The sequence below is a fragment of the Cellulomonas sp. P4_A2 genome, assembly GCF_056402515.1.
Window position 1 is genome coordinate 155,737 of the sequence record NZ_JBFUHG010000012.1, and the last position, 16,471, is coordinate 172,207.

Here is a 16,471-nt window from a genome sequence, read left to right on the forward strand (position 1 = left end):
GCGTTCCGCCGGGTGTGACGAAGCGCGAACGGGCACGATCGAGACATGGACGACGAGTGCCGCGCGCAGCGATTCCTCGACCACGGCAGGTTGGTCCGCACCCCGCGACGCCACGCCGACCGGGACCTGGTGCTCGAGCACCTCGTCGCCCGGGTGCTCGCACCGGGGGAGTGGCTGACGGAGGCCGAGGTCACGGAGCGGATCGCCGCGTTGACGGACGACCCGGTGCGCCTGCGCCGGGACCTGGTCGAGGCCGGGCTGCTGGGTCGTCGCGCGGACGGCTCGACCTACTGGCGCGAGCGCCAGACGCCGCACGACGACGAGGCGGGCGCGCTGCCGCGGCCGGACGACGTGTGGTGGCCGTAGCCGGACCTCAGACCGCCCCGACGGCCTCGGAGAGGTGGACCGTGCCGTCCGCGAGCGTGTACTCCAGGCCCACGATCGCGACGCGTCCTTCGTCGACCGACTCCGCGAGCGAGCGCGAGTAGCCCTGCAGCATCCGCACGGTGTGCTTGACGTGCTCGTGGCCGAGCACCGCGGGGTCGAGCGAGGACAGGGCGGCGCCGGAGCCCCCGCCGGCGAGGTTGACGATGCTCGGGATCACGCGGTCGACGATGGCCCGCACGAACCCGGTCGGCAGCTCGCCGGTGGTCAGCGCGGTCGTCGCGGCGGCGACGGCCCCGCAGCTGTCGTGCCCGAGCACCACGACGAGCGAGGCACCCAGCACGTCGACGCCGTACTCGATCGAGCCGATGACGGTCGTGTCGAGCACGTGACCGGCCGTCCGGACGACGAACACGTCGCCGAGGCCCTGGTCGAAGATGATCTCCGCGGCGACCCGTGAGTCCGAGCACCCGAAGATCACCGCGAAGGGGTGCTGCGCCGCGCTGAGCTCTGCACGATGGTCCACACCTTGCGACGGGTGGAGCATCTCGCCGCGCACGAAGCGCTCGTTGCCCTCGCGTAGTGCGGTCCACGCTTCTGCCGGGGTGGTGGGTCGAGTCACGGCGCCATCGTCGCAGGTCCCGGTGACGTCGTGCCAAACGAATCGGACATCTGGGGTGGCGGTCGCGGGCTCACAGGAGTACCCAAGGTTATGAGGCGACGACGCCTCAGTTCGGAGGACTCTCGTGCGACGACGTTCACGGGCACTCGCCCTCGTCGTGGGTCTGGCGGTCGCCACCCCGCTCGCTGCGTGCGCGAGCGAGGGATCGGGTCCGCCGAAGCTCACGTGGTACATCAACCCCGACAACGGCGGCCAGACCGAGATCGCCAAGCAGTGCACCGAGTCCGCCAACGGTGCCTACACGATCGAGACCTCGCTCCTGCCCCGTGACGCGAGCGCCCAGCGCGAGCAGCTGGCCCGGCGCCTGGCGGCCAAGGACTCGTCGATCGACATCATGAGCCTGGACCCGCCGTTCATCCCCGAGCTGGCCGAGCCCGGCTTCCTCGCCCCGGTGCCGGACGACGTCGAGCAGAAGGTCACGCAGAACGTGGTGGCCGGTGCCCTCGCCGGTGCCAAGTGGAAGGACAAGCTGGTCACCGTCCCCTTCTGGGCCAACACGCAGCTGCTCTGGTACCGCAAGTCCGTGGCGAAGGCGGCGGGCCTCGACCCGGCGACCGCGCCCGTGACGTGGGACCAGATCATGAAGGCGGCCAAGGACCAGGACAAGTACCTGTCCGTGCAGGGCACGAAGGCCGAGTCGCTCACTGTGTGGATCAACGCACTCGTGGCCTCCGCCGGTGGGAAGATCATCGAGAACCCGGACGCACCCGCCGACGAGATCAAGCTGGGCCTCGAGTCGCCGGCCGGTGAGGCCGCCGCGACGATCATGGGCACGATCGGCAAGGAAGGGCTCGGCGGTCCCGCGCTCCCCACGGAGGACGAAGGCGTCTCGCTGACCATCTTCCAGGGGGACAAGGGCTCCTTCATGGTGAACTGGCCGTTCGTCTGGTCGGCCACCAACGCGGGCGTCACGGACGGCACGCTGCCGCAGTCGCTCGTCGACGACATCGGCTGGGCTCTCTACCCGCAGGTCAGCGCCGACCAGCCGACCGCCCCTCCCTACGGCGGCATCAACCTCGGCATCGGCGCCTTCAGCAACCACGTCGACCTGGCGTACGAGGCGGCGCAGTGCATCGTGACGCCTGAGCACCAGGCGCAGTACTTCGCGACGAACGGCAACCCGCCGTCCAACACCGAGGCCTACGACGACCCCGCGGTGAAGGAGGCCTTCCCGATGGCCGACGTCATCGAGCAGTCGCTCGAGCAGGCCGTACCGCGACCGCAGACGCCCTACTACAACGAGGTGTCCACCGGTCTGCAGCAGACCTGGCACCCGCCGAGCGCCGTCAACCCGAAGACGACGCCCAAGGAGTCCACGGACCTGATCACTGCCGTGCTTCGAGGGGAGCAGCTGCTATGACCGCTCAGGTCACCACGCCGCCGGACCTGCGTGACGCTGCGGCCAAGGCCGGCCGCAGCGACCGCGCCAAGGCCGAGGCGCGGCTCGGTTGGTTGCTCGCCGGACCGGCGTTCGTCGTGATGCTCGCCGTCACGCTGTACCCGATCCTGCAGGCCGTCTACGACTCGCTGTTCCACTTCCGCCTGACCGCGCCGAACGACAAGAGCTTCGCGGGCCTGAGCAACTACGTGGTCGTGCTCACCGACCCGATCTTCTGGCAGGCGCTCGGCGTGACGGTCTTCATCACGGTCGTCACGGTGATCGTCGAGCTGATCATCGGTTTCGCGCTCGCGCTGGTCATGCACCGCGCCATCAAGTCGCTGCGCGGTCTGCTGCGCACGGCGATCCTCGTGCCCTACGGCATCATCACGGTGGTCTCGGCGTTCGCGTGGTTCTACGCGTTCGACATCAGCTCCGGGTACATCAACAACTGGTTCGACTGGGTGCCGGGCATCAACCCCGACCTCAACTGGTTCGCGCAGCGCGGCACGTCGCTGTTCGTCATCATCGCCTCCGAGATCTGGAAGACGACCCCGTTCATCTCGCTGCTCCTCCTGGCCGGCCTGTCGCAGGTGCCGACCGAGCTGGAGGAGGCCGCCGAGGTCGACGGGGCGACCTGGTGGCAGCGGCTGACGCGCGTGGTCCTCCCGAACATGAAGGCCGCGATCATGGTCGCCGTCCTGTTCCGGGCCCTGGACGCGTTCCGCATCTTCGACAACGTCTTCATCATGACCAACGGCGCGAACGGCACCGAGGTTCTGTCGCTGCTCGCTTATCGAACATCCATCGGACGCCTCGAGATAGGCCTCGGCTCGGCCATCTCGGTCCTGCTGTTCGGCTGCGTGCTCCTCATCTGCTGGGTCGCCGTCAAGCTGTTCAAGGTCGATCTCGCGGGCTCGAGGGGTGGTCGGTGATGAAGCAGCTCTCGACACGGGCCAAGTGGGCCTGGGGCGTCATCTCGATCGTCGTCATCGTCTACGCGCTGTTCCCGGTGCTCTCGATCTTCGCGACGTCCTTCAAGCTGCCGAGCCAGCTGAACGCGGGGACGCTCTTCCCCCAGACGTGGTCCTGGACCAACTACCAGCAGATCCTGACCGACGGCGGACCTGCGCAGGAGCTGTTCCTGTCCGCGCTGCGCAACTCGATCGGCATCTGCCTCATCGCGACCGGCATCGCCGTCGTCCTGGCGACCCTGGCCGCCTACGCCATCGCCCGGCTCGACTTCCCCGGCAAGCGGCTGGTCCTGCTCACCGCGCTCGGTGTCTCGATCTTCCCGGTCATCTCGATCGTCACGCCGCTGTTCAACCTCTGGCGCGAGATCGGCCTGTACGACACCTGGCTCGGCCTGATCATCCCGTACCTGTCGCTGACCCTGCCGATCTCCATCTGGACCCTGGCGGCGTTCTTCCGGCAGATCCCGTGGGAGCTCGAGCAGGCCGCGCAGGTCGACGGGGCGACGACGTGGCAGGCCTTCCGCAAGGCGATCATCCCGCTGGCCGCCCCCGGCGTCTTCACCACCGCGCTGATCGCGTTCTTCATCGCCTGGAACGACTTCGTCTACGGCATCTCGCTCACGTCGACGAGCGCCGCACGGCCCGTGCCCGCGGCACTCGCCTTCTTCACCGGCGCCTCGCAGTTCGAGGAGCCCACGGGCGCCATCTCGGCCGCGGCCGTCGTGGTGACCATCCCTGTCGTGATCCTCGTCCTGCTGTTCCAGCGCCAGATCGTGTCCGGCCTCACCCAGGGTGCCGTCAAGGGCTGATGCCCCGCCCAGCTAGTCCTACGAAGGAGTCCCGATGGCCGCCATCACCCTGAACAACATCGTCAAGCAGTACGGCGACGGCTACCTGGCCGTGAAGGGCGTCAGCCTGGACATCGCCGACGGCGAGTTCGTCATTCTCGTCGGACCGTCGGGATGCGGGAAGTCGACGCTCCTGCGGATGATCGTCGGCCTGGAGGACATCACCTCCGGCGACCTGACGATCGACGGCAAGCGGGTCAACGACCGCGCCCCGCGCGACCGGCACCTGGCGATGGTGTTCCAGAACTACGCCCTGTACCCGCACCTGACCGTCTTCGAGAACATCGCGTTCCCGCTGCGGCTGCAGAAGGGCAGGTTCACCGAGGCGCAGATCAAGGAGAAGGTCGAGTTCGCGGCCAAGACCCTCGAGCTGCAGGACCACCTCGACCGCAAGCCCGCCAACCTGTCCGGTGGTCAGCGGCAGCGCGTCGCGATGGGCCGCGCGATCGTGCGCGAGGCGCAGGCGTTCCTCTTCGACGAGCCGCTGTCCAACCTCGACGCCAAGCTGCGCGGCCAGATGCGCACCGAGATCGCGCGCATGCAGCGCCGGTTGGGCACCACGACCGTCTACGTCACGCACGACCAGACCGAGGCCATGACGCTGGGCGACCGCGTCGCCGTCCTGCGCAAGGGCGAGCTCCAGCAGGTCGCCAGCCCACGCGGCCTGTACGAGCAGCCGAAGAACCTCTTCGTCGCCGGCTTCATCGGCTCGCCGCCCATGAACTTCCTGCCCGGCGAGGTGGTCGACGGACGCGTGCTGCGGCTGCCGTTCGCGGACATCCCGCTGACCCCCGAGCTGTCTAGGACGCTCGCCGGCAAGAACCTGGTGATCGTCGGACTGCGACCCGAGCACTTCGAGGACGCGGCGCTACTCGAGACGGCCAAGCGCAGCCAGGGGGTGGAGTTCAACGCGCCCGTCGACGTCACCGAGTGGCTGGGGTCGGAGCTCTACGCCTACATCCCGTTCGACACGAACCCCGACGTGGCGGGCAAGCTGGAGGAGCTCGACCGCGACCTCGACGGTGAAGGCCTGCGCACGCAGCTCATCGTCGCGCTCGACTCCGAGAGCAAGATCCGCGACGGCGACCAGGCGCCCCTGTGGTTCGACCCGGCGCGGGCGATGATCTTCGACCCCGAGTCCGGCGAGAACCTCACCTGGAACTCCGACGAGGCACGCCGGATCGACGAGGAGAACGAGGCCGACCGCAAGGCCTCACTGGAGCGCGCCCACGCCCGCGAGGCAGCCAGCGCGTAGCCCGGCGGGGTGCCGCCCGACGCAGCGGGCGGCACCTGCGGCTTACGCCAGCTCGTCCGTGGTGGGCGGGTTGGCGCCCACGCGGGAGACCGTGATCGCGGCGATCTGCGCGCAGCGCTCGAGCACGCCCTGCAGCACCGCGGTGTCGGCGTCAGCCAGCGCCTGCCGGTTCGCGGCGCCGAGCAGACCGGCGGACCACAGGCCGTCGATCAGGCCGCCCATGAAGGAGTCGCCGGCGCCCACGGTGTCCGCGACCTGCACCTTCGGGGCCACGACCTGCAGGCGTGCGCCCGCGGACGTGCTGGCGAACGCGCCCTCGCCGCCGTGCGTGACGACGACGAGCGACGGCCCGGACCGGCTCCACTCCTCGGCGATCTCGGCCGGCGCGACGCCCGGGTGCAGCCAGGCGAGGTCCTCGTCGCTGACCTTGACCACGTCGGCCAGGCGCACGAGCGCGTCGACGACCGGCAGAGCGTGCGCGGGGGAGCCCATGAGCACGGGGCGCAGGTTCGGGTCGTAGGTGATCGTCGACGTCGCCTGGCTGCGTGCGATCAGCCGCTCGACCGCCGTGCCGCCCGGCTGCAGGACCGTGGCGATCGAGCCCGTGTGCACGACGAGCGGGTCGCCCTCGGCCTCGTCCCACGAGCTCGGCAGGTCCCACTCGAGGTCGAACTGGTAGCTCGCCACGCCGGCGGCGTCGATGTTCGCGGTCGCCACGGGCGTCCGCGTGGCGCAGCGGTCGCCGGTCAGCACGTGCACGTGCGAGCTGTTGAGGTGGCGACGGACCAGGTCGCCGTCCGCGTCCTCGCCGAGCCAGGTGAGCAGGTCCACCGTGCGACCGAGCCGGCCCAGGCCGAGGGCGACGTTGGCCGGGCTGCCGCCGGGGTGCCGCTCACGGCTCCCGTCGGGGCGGGCGACCTCGTCGATGAGGGCCTCCCCGACGACAAGTGCGCGGTCCTGTGCTGCGGCGGTCATCCCTGCTCCTCGATGTCGTCGGGTGTGATCTCGTCGTCGATGTCGGGCTCCGCCTCGGGTGCGGCCTTCTCGCGGACGGCGCTGAGCCGCTGCCGTGCCCCGTCGAGCCACTCCTGGCAGCGGGCGGCGAGCGCCTCGCCGCGCTCCCACAGGGCGAGCGACTCCTCGAGGGTCTGGGCGCCGGCCTCGAGCCGGGCGACGACGGAGACGAGCTCGTCGCGGGCCTGCTCGTAGCCGAGCCCGCTCACGTCGGCATGGGGGGTGGGGTTGGACGCCTTCGGCACGGGAGACAGTCAACCAGCCGCGGCCCACACCACCGCACCTCGTCGCACCACGCGAGACACCCGTCCCGACGAACCCCTGCCGACCACCGAGCAACGTCCGCACTCGTAGGTGCCATAGGCCACACGAGGGCGGACGTCCGCGGCTCCAGCTCTGCAACGTCCGCACTGGTGGTTGCCATAGGCCACACGAGGGCGGACGTCCGCGGCTCCAGCTCTGGAACGTCCGCACTGGTGGTTGCCATAGGCCACACGAGGGCGGACGTCGCGGCGTCTTTACTGCGGCAGGTACTTCTCGACGGCTGCGAGGTAGGCCTCGCCGTCGAACGTCGGCACGATCGAGGCCTGGACGACGTAGCCCTGGACGGCCGCGATGAACAAGGGCACCTGCTCGGCGGCGAGCACGTCGGCCTCGTCGGCTGGGGTGCCGTGCGCTCGCTGGATCCACAGCGAGATGTAGGTGATCAACGTCGCGCGCAGCCGCTCGATGACGCCCGACGCGAGCATCCCGACCTCCGGGTCGGTCATCCCCTCGCCCCACAGCTGGACCATGATCCGGGGGCTGCCCATGGCCCCGAGCATGCCGGCGATGAGCACCCGGGGGAGCTGCGGCGGTGGGGGCATCGGCGTCAGGTCGGACAGGTGCTCGATGTCGTGGATGCGGGTGTCGATCACGCGGCTCGCGACGTCCACCACGATCGCGCTCTTGCTCGGGTAGTGGCCGTAGATCGCGCCGGCCGACAACCCCGATTCGGCGATGATCTCGGCCATCGAGGTGGCCTGGAATCCCTTGCGCCGGAACGCGCGCAGGGCGGCGTCGGCGATCTCGTCTCGACGAGCGACGCGGTACTCCTCGGTGACCTTGGGCACACCCGACTATAAAAACGAACGATCGTTCTTGACAAGTCGTCGCGCCGAGGTCGACTCTGTAAAAGAACGAACATTCGGTTTAGAGAGGAAGCTCTGACATGTCGACTCCCGCACTGCGGCCGCACACCCCGTGGCGCCGCCTGATCGGTGTCGGCGCGGGTCTCGCCGTCGTCGTCACCGTGATCACCCTCGCCTTCCTGTGGCCCTCCGTCACCTCCGACGCCCACGACCTCCCGGTCGCCGTCGCCGGCCCCGCCGCCGCGACCGCACCCGTCGAGCAGGGCCTGTCCCAGCGGGCACCCGGTGTCTTCGACGTCGTGCAGGCGCCCGACCGCGCCGCTGCCGTCGACCTCGTCGAGACCCGCGAGGTCTACGGCGCGATCGTCCTGGGCGACTCGCCTGAGATCCTCACCTCGACCGCCGGCAGCGCGGTCGTCGCGCAGCAGCTCGCCGCGTTCTCGCCGGTACTCGCCGAGCAGGTCGGGGTGCCCGTCCCCGTCACCGACGTGGTCCCGCTGGGCACCGGTGACCCGCGCGGCGCGGTCCTCGGTGTGGTCACCCTCCCGCTCGTCATCGGCGGGATGATCGGCGGCATCCTCGTCTCGATCCTCGTGGTCGGCGTCTGGCGCCGGGTCACCGCGGTCGCCGCGTACTCCATCTTCGGTGGGCTCGCGGTCGCCGGGGTGCTCCAGGGCTGGTTCGGCGCCATCGAGGGCAGCTACTGGGTCAACGCCGGGATCATCGGCCTGGCGATCTTCGGGATCGCCGCCACCATCGTCGGCTTCGTCTCCGTCGTCGGCCGGCCCGGCATCGCCATCGGGCCGGTGCTCTTCCTCCTGATCGCCAACCCGCTCGCCGCCGCCGCCCAGCCGTGGCAGATGCTCCCCGCGCCGTTCGGGGCGATCGGCCAGTGGATGCCGCCGGGCGCCGCCGCCGCGCTGCTTCGCGACGAGTCCTACTTCCCCCGCGCCGACACCACGCAGCTCTGGCTCGCGCTCGCGTCGTGGGCCGCCCTCGGGCTCGTCCTGTCGGTCGTCGGGCACTTCAAGAACACCGGCGCCGCCTCGCATGCCGCCATCGAGGAGGCCGAGGAGGCCGCCGAGCACGAGTACGCCGAGCACCACCCGCAGCAGGTCGCGGTCAACGCCTGACGTTCCGCACGCACGACGGGCCCGGGTGCCCCGAGGGCGCCCGGGCCTGCGGTTCAGGGGGAGGTGACGTTCGCCGTCAGCTCGCCGCGGGCGACGCGGACCCGCAGGTCGTCGCCCGCCGACACCTCGGCGGGGTCCCGGACGACGTGGCCGTCGGCCGCCTGCACGACGGCGTACCCGCGGTCGAGCGTGGCGGCGGGGGACAGGGCCCGGACCTGGGCGGCGAGGCCCGCGACCTCCGCGAACCCATGCACCAGGCTGGTGTGCAGCGCGCGACGACCGCTCTGGCGCAGGGCGTCGACGCGGTGCTCGTGCTGGTCGACGAGGGTCGTCGGAGACTTCAGCACCGGCCGGCTGCGCAGCTGCTCGAGGCCCGACTGCTCCCGCTGCACGCGCTGCGTCAGGGCCGCGCGCGCCCGCAGGCGGGCCTGCATGATCCGGGCGCGCTCCTCGCCGACGTCGGGCACGATCCGCTTCGCGGCGTCCGTGGGAGTCGAGGCACGGAAGTCGGCGACCAGGTCGAGCAGGGGCGTGTCCAGGTGGTGCCCGATCGCGCTCACCAGCGGCGTCCGGCAGGCCGCGGCCACGCGCACGAGCGCCTCGTTGCTGAACGGCAGCAGGTCCTCGAACGACCCGCCGCCGCGCGCGACGACGATCACGTCGACGCGGGGGTCGGCGTCGAGCTCGGTGATGGCGGCGCTCACCTCCGGCACCGCCCGCGGACCCTGCACGGTGACGCGCCGGATCTCGAAGTCCACGGCCGCCCAGCGGGCGCGCGCGTTCGACACGACGTCGTGCTCGGCGTCCCCCTGCTGCGCGACGATCAGCCCGACGGTGCGCGGCAGGAACGGCAGGGGTCGCTTGCGGTTCGGCTCGAACAGGCCCTCGGCGCCGAGGATCCCCTTGAGGTGCTCGATGCGGGCCAGCAGCTCGCCGAGGCCGACCAGCCGCACGTCGTCGGCCGCGAACGTCAGCGTGCCCTTCTTGGCGTGGAACTGCGGGCGCGCATGGACCACGAGGTGCGCACCGTCGGAGATCTTGTCGGCCAGCGGGCGCATCGACGCCGCGGGCACCGTGACCGACAGCGACATGTCGAGGTCGGTGTCCCGCAGCGTGAGGAAGTAGAGGGTGTTCCAGTGCTTGAGGTTGAGCACCTGCCCCTCCACCCAGACCGGCGGCATCTTGGCGATGTAGTCGGCGATCTTGGGCGCGAGGTGCCGGACCGGCCAGGGGCGGTCGGGCGTGGTGTCGGCGGCCTTCAGCGGCCGCGGGCCCGAGCTCACGGGTGCGCTGATGATCGGCTCGCTGCTCACGCCCCCAGCCTGCCTCATCGGACCCACACGGGGGCCCGCCCCACGGCTCGGCGTGGACGTGCGATGGACGTCACGTGCCGATCCGCGCCCTGGCCGGTCCTGGCCGGGGGTGTGCAGCGGTCGCCGAACTAGACTCGCCCGGTGACCACCTCGACATCCGCCACCGGCAAGCGTGTACTTCTGGCTGCGCCGCGTGGGTACTGCGCCGGCGTCGACCGCGCGGTCATCGCCGTCGAGAAGGCGCTCGAGCACTACGGCGCCCCCGTGTACGTGCGCAAGGAGATCGTGCACAACAAGTACGTGGTCGAGACCCTGGCGGCGCGCGGGGCGATCTTCGTGGACGACACCGACGAGGTGCCCGAGGGCGCCCGCGTCGTGTTCTCCGCGCACGGGGTCTCTCCTGCCGTGCACGCGGCCGCGGCGGCGCGGTCGCTGCAGACGATCGACGCGACCTGCCCCCTGGTCACCAAGGTGCACAAGGAGGCCGTCCGGTTCGCCGCCGAGGACTACGACATCCTGCTGATCGGCCACGAGGGACACGAGGAGGTCGAGGGGACGTACGGCGAGGCGCCCGACCACATCCAGGTCGTCGACTCGCCCGACGCCGTGGCCGCGCTCGAGGTGCGCGACCCCGACCGTCTCATCTGGATCTCCCAGACGACGTTGTCCGTCGACGAGACCATGGAGACGGTCCGCCGGCTGCGCGAGAAGTTCCCCAACCTGCAGGACCCGCCCAGCGACGACATCTGCTACGCCACGCAGAACCGCCAGGTGGCCGTCAAGAAGCTGGCTCCCGAGTGCGACGTCGTGATCACGGTCGGCTCGGCCAACTCCTCCAACTCCGTGCGCCTGGTCGAGGTCGCGCTCGACGCGGGCGCCCGCACCTCCTACCGGGTCGACACCGCCGCCGAGATCGACACGGCCTGGCTCGACGGCGCGACGACCGTCGGCGTCACCTCCGGCGCGTCCGTGCCGGAGATCCTGGTCCGCGACGTGCTGGCCCTGCTGGCCGAGCACGGCTTCGGGGACGTCGAGGAGGTCCGCACGGCGACCGAGGACCTCATGTTCTCGCTGCCGCGCGAGCTGCGCGCCGACCTCAAGGCCGCCGGCTCCGAGCCGGCCCGCCCGCGCCGCGACGGTCGCCGCGACCTGAAAGTCCAGCCCGCCTGACCTCGCGCAGCAGCGGCACCGCACCCATCCGGGCGCCGCCGGACAGAACCAAGCGCCGCCCGACAGGACGTGGCTGACGGCTCACGCGGTCGAGGCGTCGACCGATCCGGCAGTGTCGCCGTCGGCCCGTTCGGCACGCAGCGCGCGGTCGTCGCGTTCGGCGCGCCCGTCGAACAGGACCACGTGCTCGTCGGCGGAGGCCACCAGCTCCGGCGCGCTCACGCTCGACAGGCGCGGGTTGGACGGCTCGGGCATCGGCAGGTCGCCGTCCACGACGTTCAGGTCCGCGAACCGCCGGGCGCTGACCAGGACCCGGGTCTCCAGCGACGACACCGTCTGGTTGTACGCCCCGGCGGCGGAGTCGATCGCGCGTCCGAGCCGGGCGAGGTGTGCCCCCATCGTCGCGAGCCGGCCGTGCAGCTCCTTGCCCAGCGTGAGCACGGCCTGCGCGTTGTCGGCGAGGGCGTCCTGGCGCCAGGCGTAGGCGATGGTGCGCAGCAGGGCGAGCAGGGTCATGGGCGTGGCGATGACGACGTTCCGCTCGAACGCGTACTCCATGAGCAGCGGGTCGAGCTCGGCCGCGGCGCCGAGGAACGACTCGGCCGGCACGAACATGACGACGAACTCCGGTGCCGGGGCGAACTGGTCCCAGTAGCGCTTGCCCGCCAGGTCGTCGACGTGCGACCGCACGTGCCGGGCGTGCGCGGCGAGCCGGTCGGCGCGCACGGACTCGTCGGTCGCCTGCGCGGCGTCGAGGAACCCGAGGAACGCCACCTTGGCGTCGACCACGATGCTCTTGCCGCCTGCCAGCCGCACGACCATGTCCGGCCGCAGCAGCCCGTCGTCGGTGCGGACCTGCGCCTGCTCGACGAAGTCCACGTGCGGCAGCATGCCGGCGGCCTCGACGACCCGGCGCAGCTGGACCTCGCCCCAGCGCCCGCGCACCTGCGAGGACCGCAGCGCCGTGACCAGCCGCGACGTCTCGTCGCGAAGGTGCTCCGACGCCGCGTGCATCGCCCGGACCTGCTCTCCGAGCGCCGCGTGACCGGCCGCGCGGGCCTGTTCGGCCGTGGACAGCTGCACGCGGACGGCGTCGAGCGTGCTCGACAGCGGCTCGACCATCGCGCGGACGGCCGCCTCGCGCTGCGCGAGCTCGCCCGCGGCCGTCTGGTGGTCGGCCGCGAACTGCTGGTGCGCGAGCGCGAGGAACTGGTCGGTGCTCGTCGCGAGAGCCTCCGCCGCCAGCGCCCGGAACTGGTCCGCCTGCCGGTCCACATCCGCGAGGCGCTCCGCGGCGATCCTGCGCTCCGCCTCCAGCGACGCGCGGGCCCGCGCGCCGGCGACCGAGCCGCGCCACGAGGCCAGCACGGCACCGAGAACGGCTCCGACCAGCAGCCCGAGCAGCAGTGAGGTGTCCATGCGGGGACCCTCCCAGCAGCCACTGACATCCACCCGACGGCGGAGGGACGTGCCGACACGCGAACCGTAGGGTGGAGCGATGCCGACCGACCCCGTACCCGCGCTGGAGCTGCGCGGGCTGTGGCGCCGTTTCGGCCAGAAGATCGCGGTCGCCGGCATCGATCTCGTCGTCCCCGCAGGGTCGTTCTACGGCCTCGTCGGACCGAACGGCGCCGGCAAGACGACCTCCCTGTCGATGGCGACCGGCCTGCTCAAGCCCGACTTCGGCACGGTACTGGTGCACGGGCAGGACCTGTGGGCGAACCCGCTGGAGGTCAAGCAGATGCTCGGCGTCCTGCCCGACGGGGTGCGCCTGTTCGACCGGCTCACCGGCGAGCAGCTCATCACCTACGCGGGCCTGCTGCACGGCCTGGACCGCGACACCGTGGCGGCCCGCGCGCGAGACCTGCTCGTCGCGTTCGACCTGGCCAAGGACGCCCGGACGCTCGTCGTGGAGTACTCCGCGGGCATGACGAAGAAGGTCGCTCTCGCCTGCGCGATGGTGCACGCGCCGAGGCTGCTGGTCCTGGACGAGCCGTTCGAGGCCGTCGACCCCGTCTCCGCGGCGAACATCCGCGACATCCTCGCGTCTTACGTCGCGTCCGGCGGGAGCGTGATCGTCTCGTCGCACGTCATGGACCTGGTGCAGCGCATGTGCGACCACGTCGCGGTGATCGCGGCCGGTCACGTGCTGGCCGCAGGGACCGTGGACGAGGTGCGCGGCGACCAGAGCCTCGAGGACAGGTTCGTGCAGCTGGTCGGCGGCCGGGGGACCGGTGAAGGGCTCGCATGGTTGCGCACCTCGTCCGGCTGAAGCTCTCGCTGCTGCGCAATGGTCTGCGACGAAGCCCGTGGCAGGTGGTCGGGCTCGCCGTCGCCGCGCTGTACGGCCTGGGAGCGATCGTCGTCCTGGTGGCCTCGATGGCGGCGGTCAGCGTGCAGGACCCGGACATCCGCGGGCTCGTCACCGCCCTGCTGGGCTCGGTGCTGGTGCTCGGCTGGTGGGTGGTCCCGCTGATCTCGTTCGGCGTGGACGCGACGGTCGACCCGGCGCGGTTCGTCACCTTCACCATCCCGCGCCGCAGCATGCTCGTCGGGCTGGGGATCGGGGCCGTGATCGGCATCCCCGGGGTCGTCACCGCGGTCGCCGCGCTGTCCATGGCCGGCGTCTGGTGGCGCACGCCCGTCGCCATGCTCGCCGGGATGGTGTGCGTCCCGCTCGCGATCGCGACGTGCATCGTCGGGGGCCGCGCGACGACCTCGGCGTCCTCGCACCTGATGGGCAAGCGGCGGGTGCGCGAGCTCATGGCCGCGGCCGCACTGATCCCGCTGCTCCTCGTCGGGCCCCTCATCAGCCGGGTCTCGATGTCGAGCGGCAGCATCACCCGGGAAGGACTGACGAAGATCGCCGACGTCCTGGGCTGGACGCCGCTCGGCGCGGTCTGGGCCGTGCCGTGGTCGGTCGCGGACGGCCGGTGGGCGACGGCGGCAGCGCGGTTCGGCATCGCCGTCGGGACGCTCGTGGTCCTCGCGGTCGTCTGGGACCGCTCGCTCGCGCATGCGCTGGTCAACCCGGTGCACGAGTCGGTGTCGACGAGGTCGCGTGGGCTCGGCTGGTTCGGCCGGCTGCCCGCGACGCCGCTGGGCGCGGTGACCGCCCGGAGCCTGACCTACTGGGTCCGCGACCCGCGGTACGCGCTGGCCATCGCGATCGTGCCGCTGCTGCCCGTGCTCATGTGGATCTTCAGCCCGGGCGGCAGCGCGCTGCTGTTCCTCGGCCCGACTGCCGCGTTCCTGCTGGGGTGGGGCATCTCGGCCGACGTCGCCTACGACGGCTCGGCGTTCTGGACCCACCTCGCCGCGCCCGTCACGGGCCTCACGGACCGGCTGGGCCGCGTGCTGGGGGCGTCGGCCATCGCGTTGCCGGTCGTCGTGGTGTACGTCGTCGGCTCGGCGCTGCTGACCGACCGGCCCGGCGCGATCCCCGCCCTGCTCGGCGTCTCGACCGGGGTGCTCTGCACGGCGTTCGGCGGCGCGAGCATCGTGTCCGCGCTCGTCGTCTACCCGGTCCAGCAGCCGGGGGACAACCCGTTCCAGACCCGTCAGGGTGCCTCGATGGTCGCGGTGACCTCGCAGCTCGTCGGCTGGTCCGCGGTCCTCGCGCTCAGCCTGCCCGAGGCGGTACTGGCGTTCCTCGCGGTGTCGCAGTCGGACGCCTCGCTGGGCTGGGCGACTCTCGTCGTCGGGGTGCTGCTCGGTGGCCTCCTGCTCGTCGTGGGGCTGCGCGTGGGCGGCCGGACGCTGGAGCGCAACGGCGCCGACCTGCTGCGCCGGATCATGGCGTTCGCCTGAGCGTCTCGTCGGCCCCGTAGACTCGTCCGACGTGGCACTCACCATCGGCATCGTCGGCCTGCCCAACGTCGGCAAGTCCACCCTGTTCAACGCGCTGACCCGTGCGTCGGTCCTCGCGGCGAACTACCCCTTCGCGACGATCGAGCCGAACGTCGGCGTGGTCCCGCTCCCGGACCCTCGGCTGGAGACCCTCGCCGAGCTGTTCGGTTCCGAGCGGATCCTGCCCGCGACCGTGTCCTTCGTGGACATCGCCGGCATCGTGAAGGGCGCGAGCGAGGGCGAGGGCCTGGGCAACAAGTTCCTCGCCAACATCCGCGAGGCCGACGCGATCTGCCAGGTCACCCGAGCCTTCGCCGACCCGGACGTGGTGCACGTCTCGGGCGAGGTGAACCCCAAGGACGACATCGAGATCATCAACACCGAGTTGATCCTCGCCGACCTGCAGACCCTCGAGAAGGCGATCCCGCGTCTCGAGAAGGAGGTTCGCGCCAAGAAGGCCGACCCCGGTCTGCTCGCCGCCGCGCAGGAGGCGTTCGCCATCCTCGAGACCGGCACGACCCTGGCACGCAGCGGCAAGACGATCGAGCACCTCGACGAGCTGCAGCTCATGACGAGCAAGCCGTTCATCTACGTCTTCAACACCGACGACGCGGGCCTGGCCGACACCGCGTTCCAGGACGAGCTGCGCGCGCTGGTCGCCCCCGCCGACGCCATCTTCCTCGACGCCAAGTTCGAGTCCGAGCTCGTCGAGCTCGAGCCCGACGAGGCCAAGGAGATGCTCGCCGACAACGGGCAGGAGGAGGCCGGCCTCGACCAGCTGGCCCGCGTCGGCTTCCACACCCTCGGCCTGCAGTCCTACCTGACCGCCGGCCCCAAGGAGTCCCGCGCCTGGACCATCCACCAGGGCTGGACCGCCCCGCAGGCGGCCGGTGTGATCCACACCGACTTCCAGAAGGGTTTCATCAAGGCCGAGGTCATCTCGTTCGACGACCTCGTCGCCGCCGGCTCCGTCGCCGCCGCCCGCGCGGCCGGCAAGGCTCGCATCGAGGGCAAGGACTACGTGATGGCCGACGGCGACGTGGTGGAGTTCCGCTTCAACGTGTGAGCGTGGCCGGCGATCGCGGGTCCCGGCCGTGACGACCGGGACCCGGCGCGGGGTCAGTTGGTGATCGAGCGGCGGCCGCCGACGCGGATCCAGATCAGCAGCACGATGATCGCGCCGATGATCGACCCGATGAGGCCGGCGGGCTGCAGGAAGCCGTCGTCGGCGTCCTTGTGGAACAGCAGGTAGCCCAGGAACCCGCCGACGAACGACCCGATGATCCCGATGACGATCGTCATGGCGATGGACAGGTTCTGCTTGCCGGGGACGATGAGGCG

General features: G+C 71.2%; 17 protein-coding genes. 10 read left to right on the forward strand and 7 right to left on the reverse strand.

The window, feature by feature from the left end:
• Positions 1-45: 45 nt before the first annotated feature.
• Positions 46-366: a DUF2087 domain-containing protein gene (locus tag AC1DUE_RS13380; RefSeq protein WP_477039915.1), complete on the forward strand. Its 321-nt coding sequence runs from the start codon at positions 46-48 to the stop codon at positions 364-366.
• 7 nt (positions 367-373) lie between these two features.
• Here AC1DUE_RS13380 and AC1DUE_RS13385 read toward each other — a convergent pair whose 3' ends face one another.
• Positions 374-1,006 carry a carbonic anhydrase gene (locus AC1DUE_RS13385; RefSeq protein ID WP_477039916.1) on the reverse strand — a complete coding sequence of 211 codons (633 nt, stop codon included), beginning with the start codon at positions 1,004-1,006 and terminating at the stop codon, positions 374-376.
• Positions 1,007-1,130: 124 nt separating this feature from the next.
• On the opposite strand from AC1DUE_RS13385, the gene AC1DUE_RS13390 reads away from it, so the two are divergent.
• Genes AC1DUE_RS13390 through AC1DUE_RS13405 form a run of 4 tightly spaced genes read left to right on the forward strand, consistent with a single transcriptional unit; the run spans position 1,131 to position 5,521 of the window.
• Positions 1,131-2,426 carry a sugar ABC transporter substrate-binding protein gene (locus AC1DUE_RS13390; RefSeq protein ID WP_477039917.1) on the forward strand — a complete coding sequence of 432 codons (1,296 nt, stop codon included), beginning with the start codon at positions 1,131-1,133 and terminating at the stop codon, positions 2,424-2,426.
• Positions 2,423-3,379 (forward strand): carbohydrate ABC transporter permease, encoded by a 957-nt coding sequence (locus AC1DUE_RS13395; protein ID WP_477039918.1) that lies wholly within the window; start codon positions 2,423-2,425, stop codon positions 3,377-3,379. The genes AC1DUE_RS13390 and AC1DUE_RS13395 overlap by 4 nt, the downstream gene beginning before the upstream one ends.
• Entirely contained in the window at positions 3,379-4,227 is an 849-nt protein-coding gene (locus AC1DUE_RS13400; protein ID WP_477039919.1) for a carbohydrate ABC transporter permease, read from the forward strand. Before AC1DUE_RS13395 ends, AC1DUE_RS13400 begins: the two co-directional genes overlap by 1 nt.
• A gap of 34 nt (positions 4,228-4,261) precedes the next feature.
• Entirely contained in the window at positions 4,262-5,521 is a 1,260-nt protein-coding gene (locus tag AC1DUE_RS13405; RefSeq protein ID WP_477039920.1) for an ABC transporter ATP-binding protein, read from the forward strand.
• 42 nt (positions 5,522-5,563) lie between these two features.
• Here AC1DUE_RS13405 and AC1DUE_RS13410 read toward each other — a convergent pair whose 3' ends face one another.
• From AC1DUE_RS13410 to AC1DUE_RS13420, 3 genes are all read right to left on the reverse strand, one after another.
• The gene (locus AC1DUE_RS13410) at positions 5,564-6,496 is read right to left on the reverse strand and encodes a carbohydrate kinase family protein (RefSeq protein WP_477039921.1); all 933 of its coding nucleotides are present in this window, start codon (positions 6,494-6,496) and stop codon (positions 5,564-5,566) included.
• A complete protein-coding gene (locus tag AC1DUE_RS13415) occupies positions 6,493-6,780 on the reverse strand; it encodes an exodeoxyribonuclease VII small subunit (RefSeq protein WP_477039922.1) in 288 nt (95 codons plus the stop codon). Before AC1DUE_RS13415 ends, AC1DUE_RS13410 begins: the two co-directional genes overlap by 4 nt.
• A 273-nt stretch (positions 6,781-7,053) precedes the next feature.
• Positions 7,054-7,647: a TetR/AcrR family transcriptional regulator gene (locus tag AC1DUE_RS13420; protein ID WP_477039923.1), complete on the reverse strand. Its 594-nt coding sequence runs from the start codon at positions 7,645-7,647 to the stop codon at positions 7,054-7,056.
• 98 nt (positions 7,648-7,745) lie between these two features.
• On the opposite strand from AC1DUE_RS13420, the gene AC1DUE_RS13425 reads away from it, so the two are divergent.
• Positions 7,746-8,798, forward strand: a complete 1,053-nt coding sequence (locus AC1DUE_RS13425) for an ABC-2 transporter permease (protein WP_477039924.1) — start codon at positions 7,746-7,748, stop codon at positions 8,796-8,798.
• Between the two features lie 53 nt (positions 8,799-8,851).
• Here the strand turns inward: AC1DUE_RS13425 and xseA are convergent, their stop codons facing one another.
• Positions 8,852-10,129: an exodeoxyribonuclease VII large subunit gene (gene xseA, locus AC1DUE_RS13430; RefSeq protein ID WP_477039925.1), complete on the reverse strand. Its 1,278-nt coding sequence runs from the start codon at positions 10,127-10,129 to the stop codon at positions 8,852-8,854.
• A 123-nt stretch (positions 10,130-10,252) separates the two neighbouring features.
• Between xseA and AC1DUE_RS13435 the strand changes: the two genes are divergently transcribed.
• The gene (locus AC1DUE_RS13435) at positions 10,253-11,281 is read left to right on the forward strand and encodes a 4-hydroxy-3-methylbut-2-enyl diphosphate reductase (RefSeq protein ID WP_477039926.1); all 1,029 of its coding nucleotides are present in this window, start codon (positions 10,253-10,255) and stop codon (positions 11,279-11,281) included.
• A gap of 81 nt (positions 11,282-11,362) precedes the next feature.
• Here AC1DUE_RS13435 and AC1DUE_RS13440 read toward each other — a convergent pair whose 3' ends face one another.
• Positions 11,363-12,700 carry a DNA recombination protein RmuC gene (locus AC1DUE_RS13440; protein ID WP_477039927.1) on the reverse strand — a complete coding sequence of 446 codons (1,338 nt, stop codon included), beginning with the start codon at positions 12,698-12,700 and terminating at the stop codon, positions 11,363-11,365.
• A gap of 79 nt (positions 12,701-12,779) precedes the next feature.
• On the opposite strand from AC1DUE_RS13440, the gene AC1DUE_RS13445 reads away from it, so the two are divergent.
• The 3 genes from AC1DUE_RS13445 to ychF are packed head-to-tail and all read left to right on the forward strand — an operon-like array spanning position 12,780 to position 16,196.
• Positions 12,780-13,553: an ABC transporter ATP-binding protein gene (locus AC1DUE_RS13445; RefSeq protein WP_477039928.1), complete on the forward strand. Its 774-nt coding sequence runs from the start codon at positions 12,780-12,782 to the stop codon at positions 13,551-13,553.
• Positions 13,529-15,091, forward strand: a complete 1,563-nt coding sequence (locus tag AC1DUE_RS13450; protein WP_477039929.1) for a hypothetical protein — start codon at positions 13,529-13,531, stop codon at positions 15,089-15,091. The genes AC1DUE_RS13445 and AC1DUE_RS13450 overlap by 25 nt, the downstream gene beginning before the upstream one ends.
• A gap of 31 nt (positions 15,092-15,122) precedes the next feature.
• A complete protein-coding gene (ychF, locus tag AC1DUE_RS13455; protein ID WP_477039930.1) occupies positions 15,123-16,196 on the forward strand; it encodes a redox-regulated ATPase YchF in 1,074 nt (357 codons plus the stop codon).
• A gap of 53 nt (positions 16,197-16,249) precedes the next feature.
• On the opposite strand, the gene AC1DUE_RS13460 is transcribed toward ychF, so the two are convergent.
• On the reverse strand, positions 16,250-16,471 hold a 222-nt coding region (locus AC1DUE_RS13460; RefSeq protein ID WP_477038963.1), incomplete at its 5' end, for a GlsB/YeaQ/YmgE family stress response membrane protein.

Excerpts from the sequence above, each read along its gene's own strand:
- AC1DUE_RS13380 (WP_477039915.1), top strand. The coding sequence starts at position 46 with ATGGACGACGAGTGCCGCGCGCAGCGATTCCTCGACCACGGCAGGTTG.
- AC1DUE_RS13445 (WP_477039928.1), top strand. The coding sequence starts at position 12,780 with ATGCCGACCGACCCCGTACCCGCGCTGGAGCTGCGCGGGCTGTGGCGC.
- xseA (WP_477039925.1), bottom strand. The coding sequence starts at position 10,129 with ATGAGGCAGGCTGGGGGCGTGAGCAGCGAGCCGATCATCAGCGCACCC.
- AC1DUE_RS13410 (WP_477039921.1), bottom strand. The coding sequence starts at position 6,496 with ATGACCGCCGCAGCACAGGACCGCGCACTTGTCGTCGGGGAGGCCCTC.
- AC1DUE_RS13395 (WP_477039918.1), top strand. The coding sequence starts at position 2,423 with ATGACCGCTCAGGTCACCACGCCGCCGGACCTGCGTGACGCTGCGGCC.
- AC1DUE_RS13400 (WP_477039919.1), top strand. The coding sequence starts at position 3,379 with ATGAAGCAGCTCTCGACACGGGCCAAGTGGGCCTGGGGCGTCATCTCG.
- AC1DUE_RS13440 (WP_477039927.1), bottom strand. The coding sequence starts at position 12,700 with ATGGACACCTCACTGCTGCTCGGGCTGCTGGTCGGAGCCGTTCTCGGT.
- AC1DUE_RS13405 (WP_477039920.1), top strand. The coding sequence starts at position 4,262 with ATGGCCGCCATCACCCTGAACAACATCGTCAAGCAGTACGGCGACGGC.
- AC1DUE_RS13450 (WP_477039929.1), top strand. The coding sequence starts at position 13,529 with ATGGTTGCGCACCTCGTCCGGCTGAAGCTCTCGCTGCTGCGCAATGGT.
- AC1DUE_RS13425 (WP_477039924.1), top strand. The coding sequence starts at position 7,746 with ATGTCGACTCCCGCACTGCGGCCGCACACCCCGTGGCGCCGCCTGATC.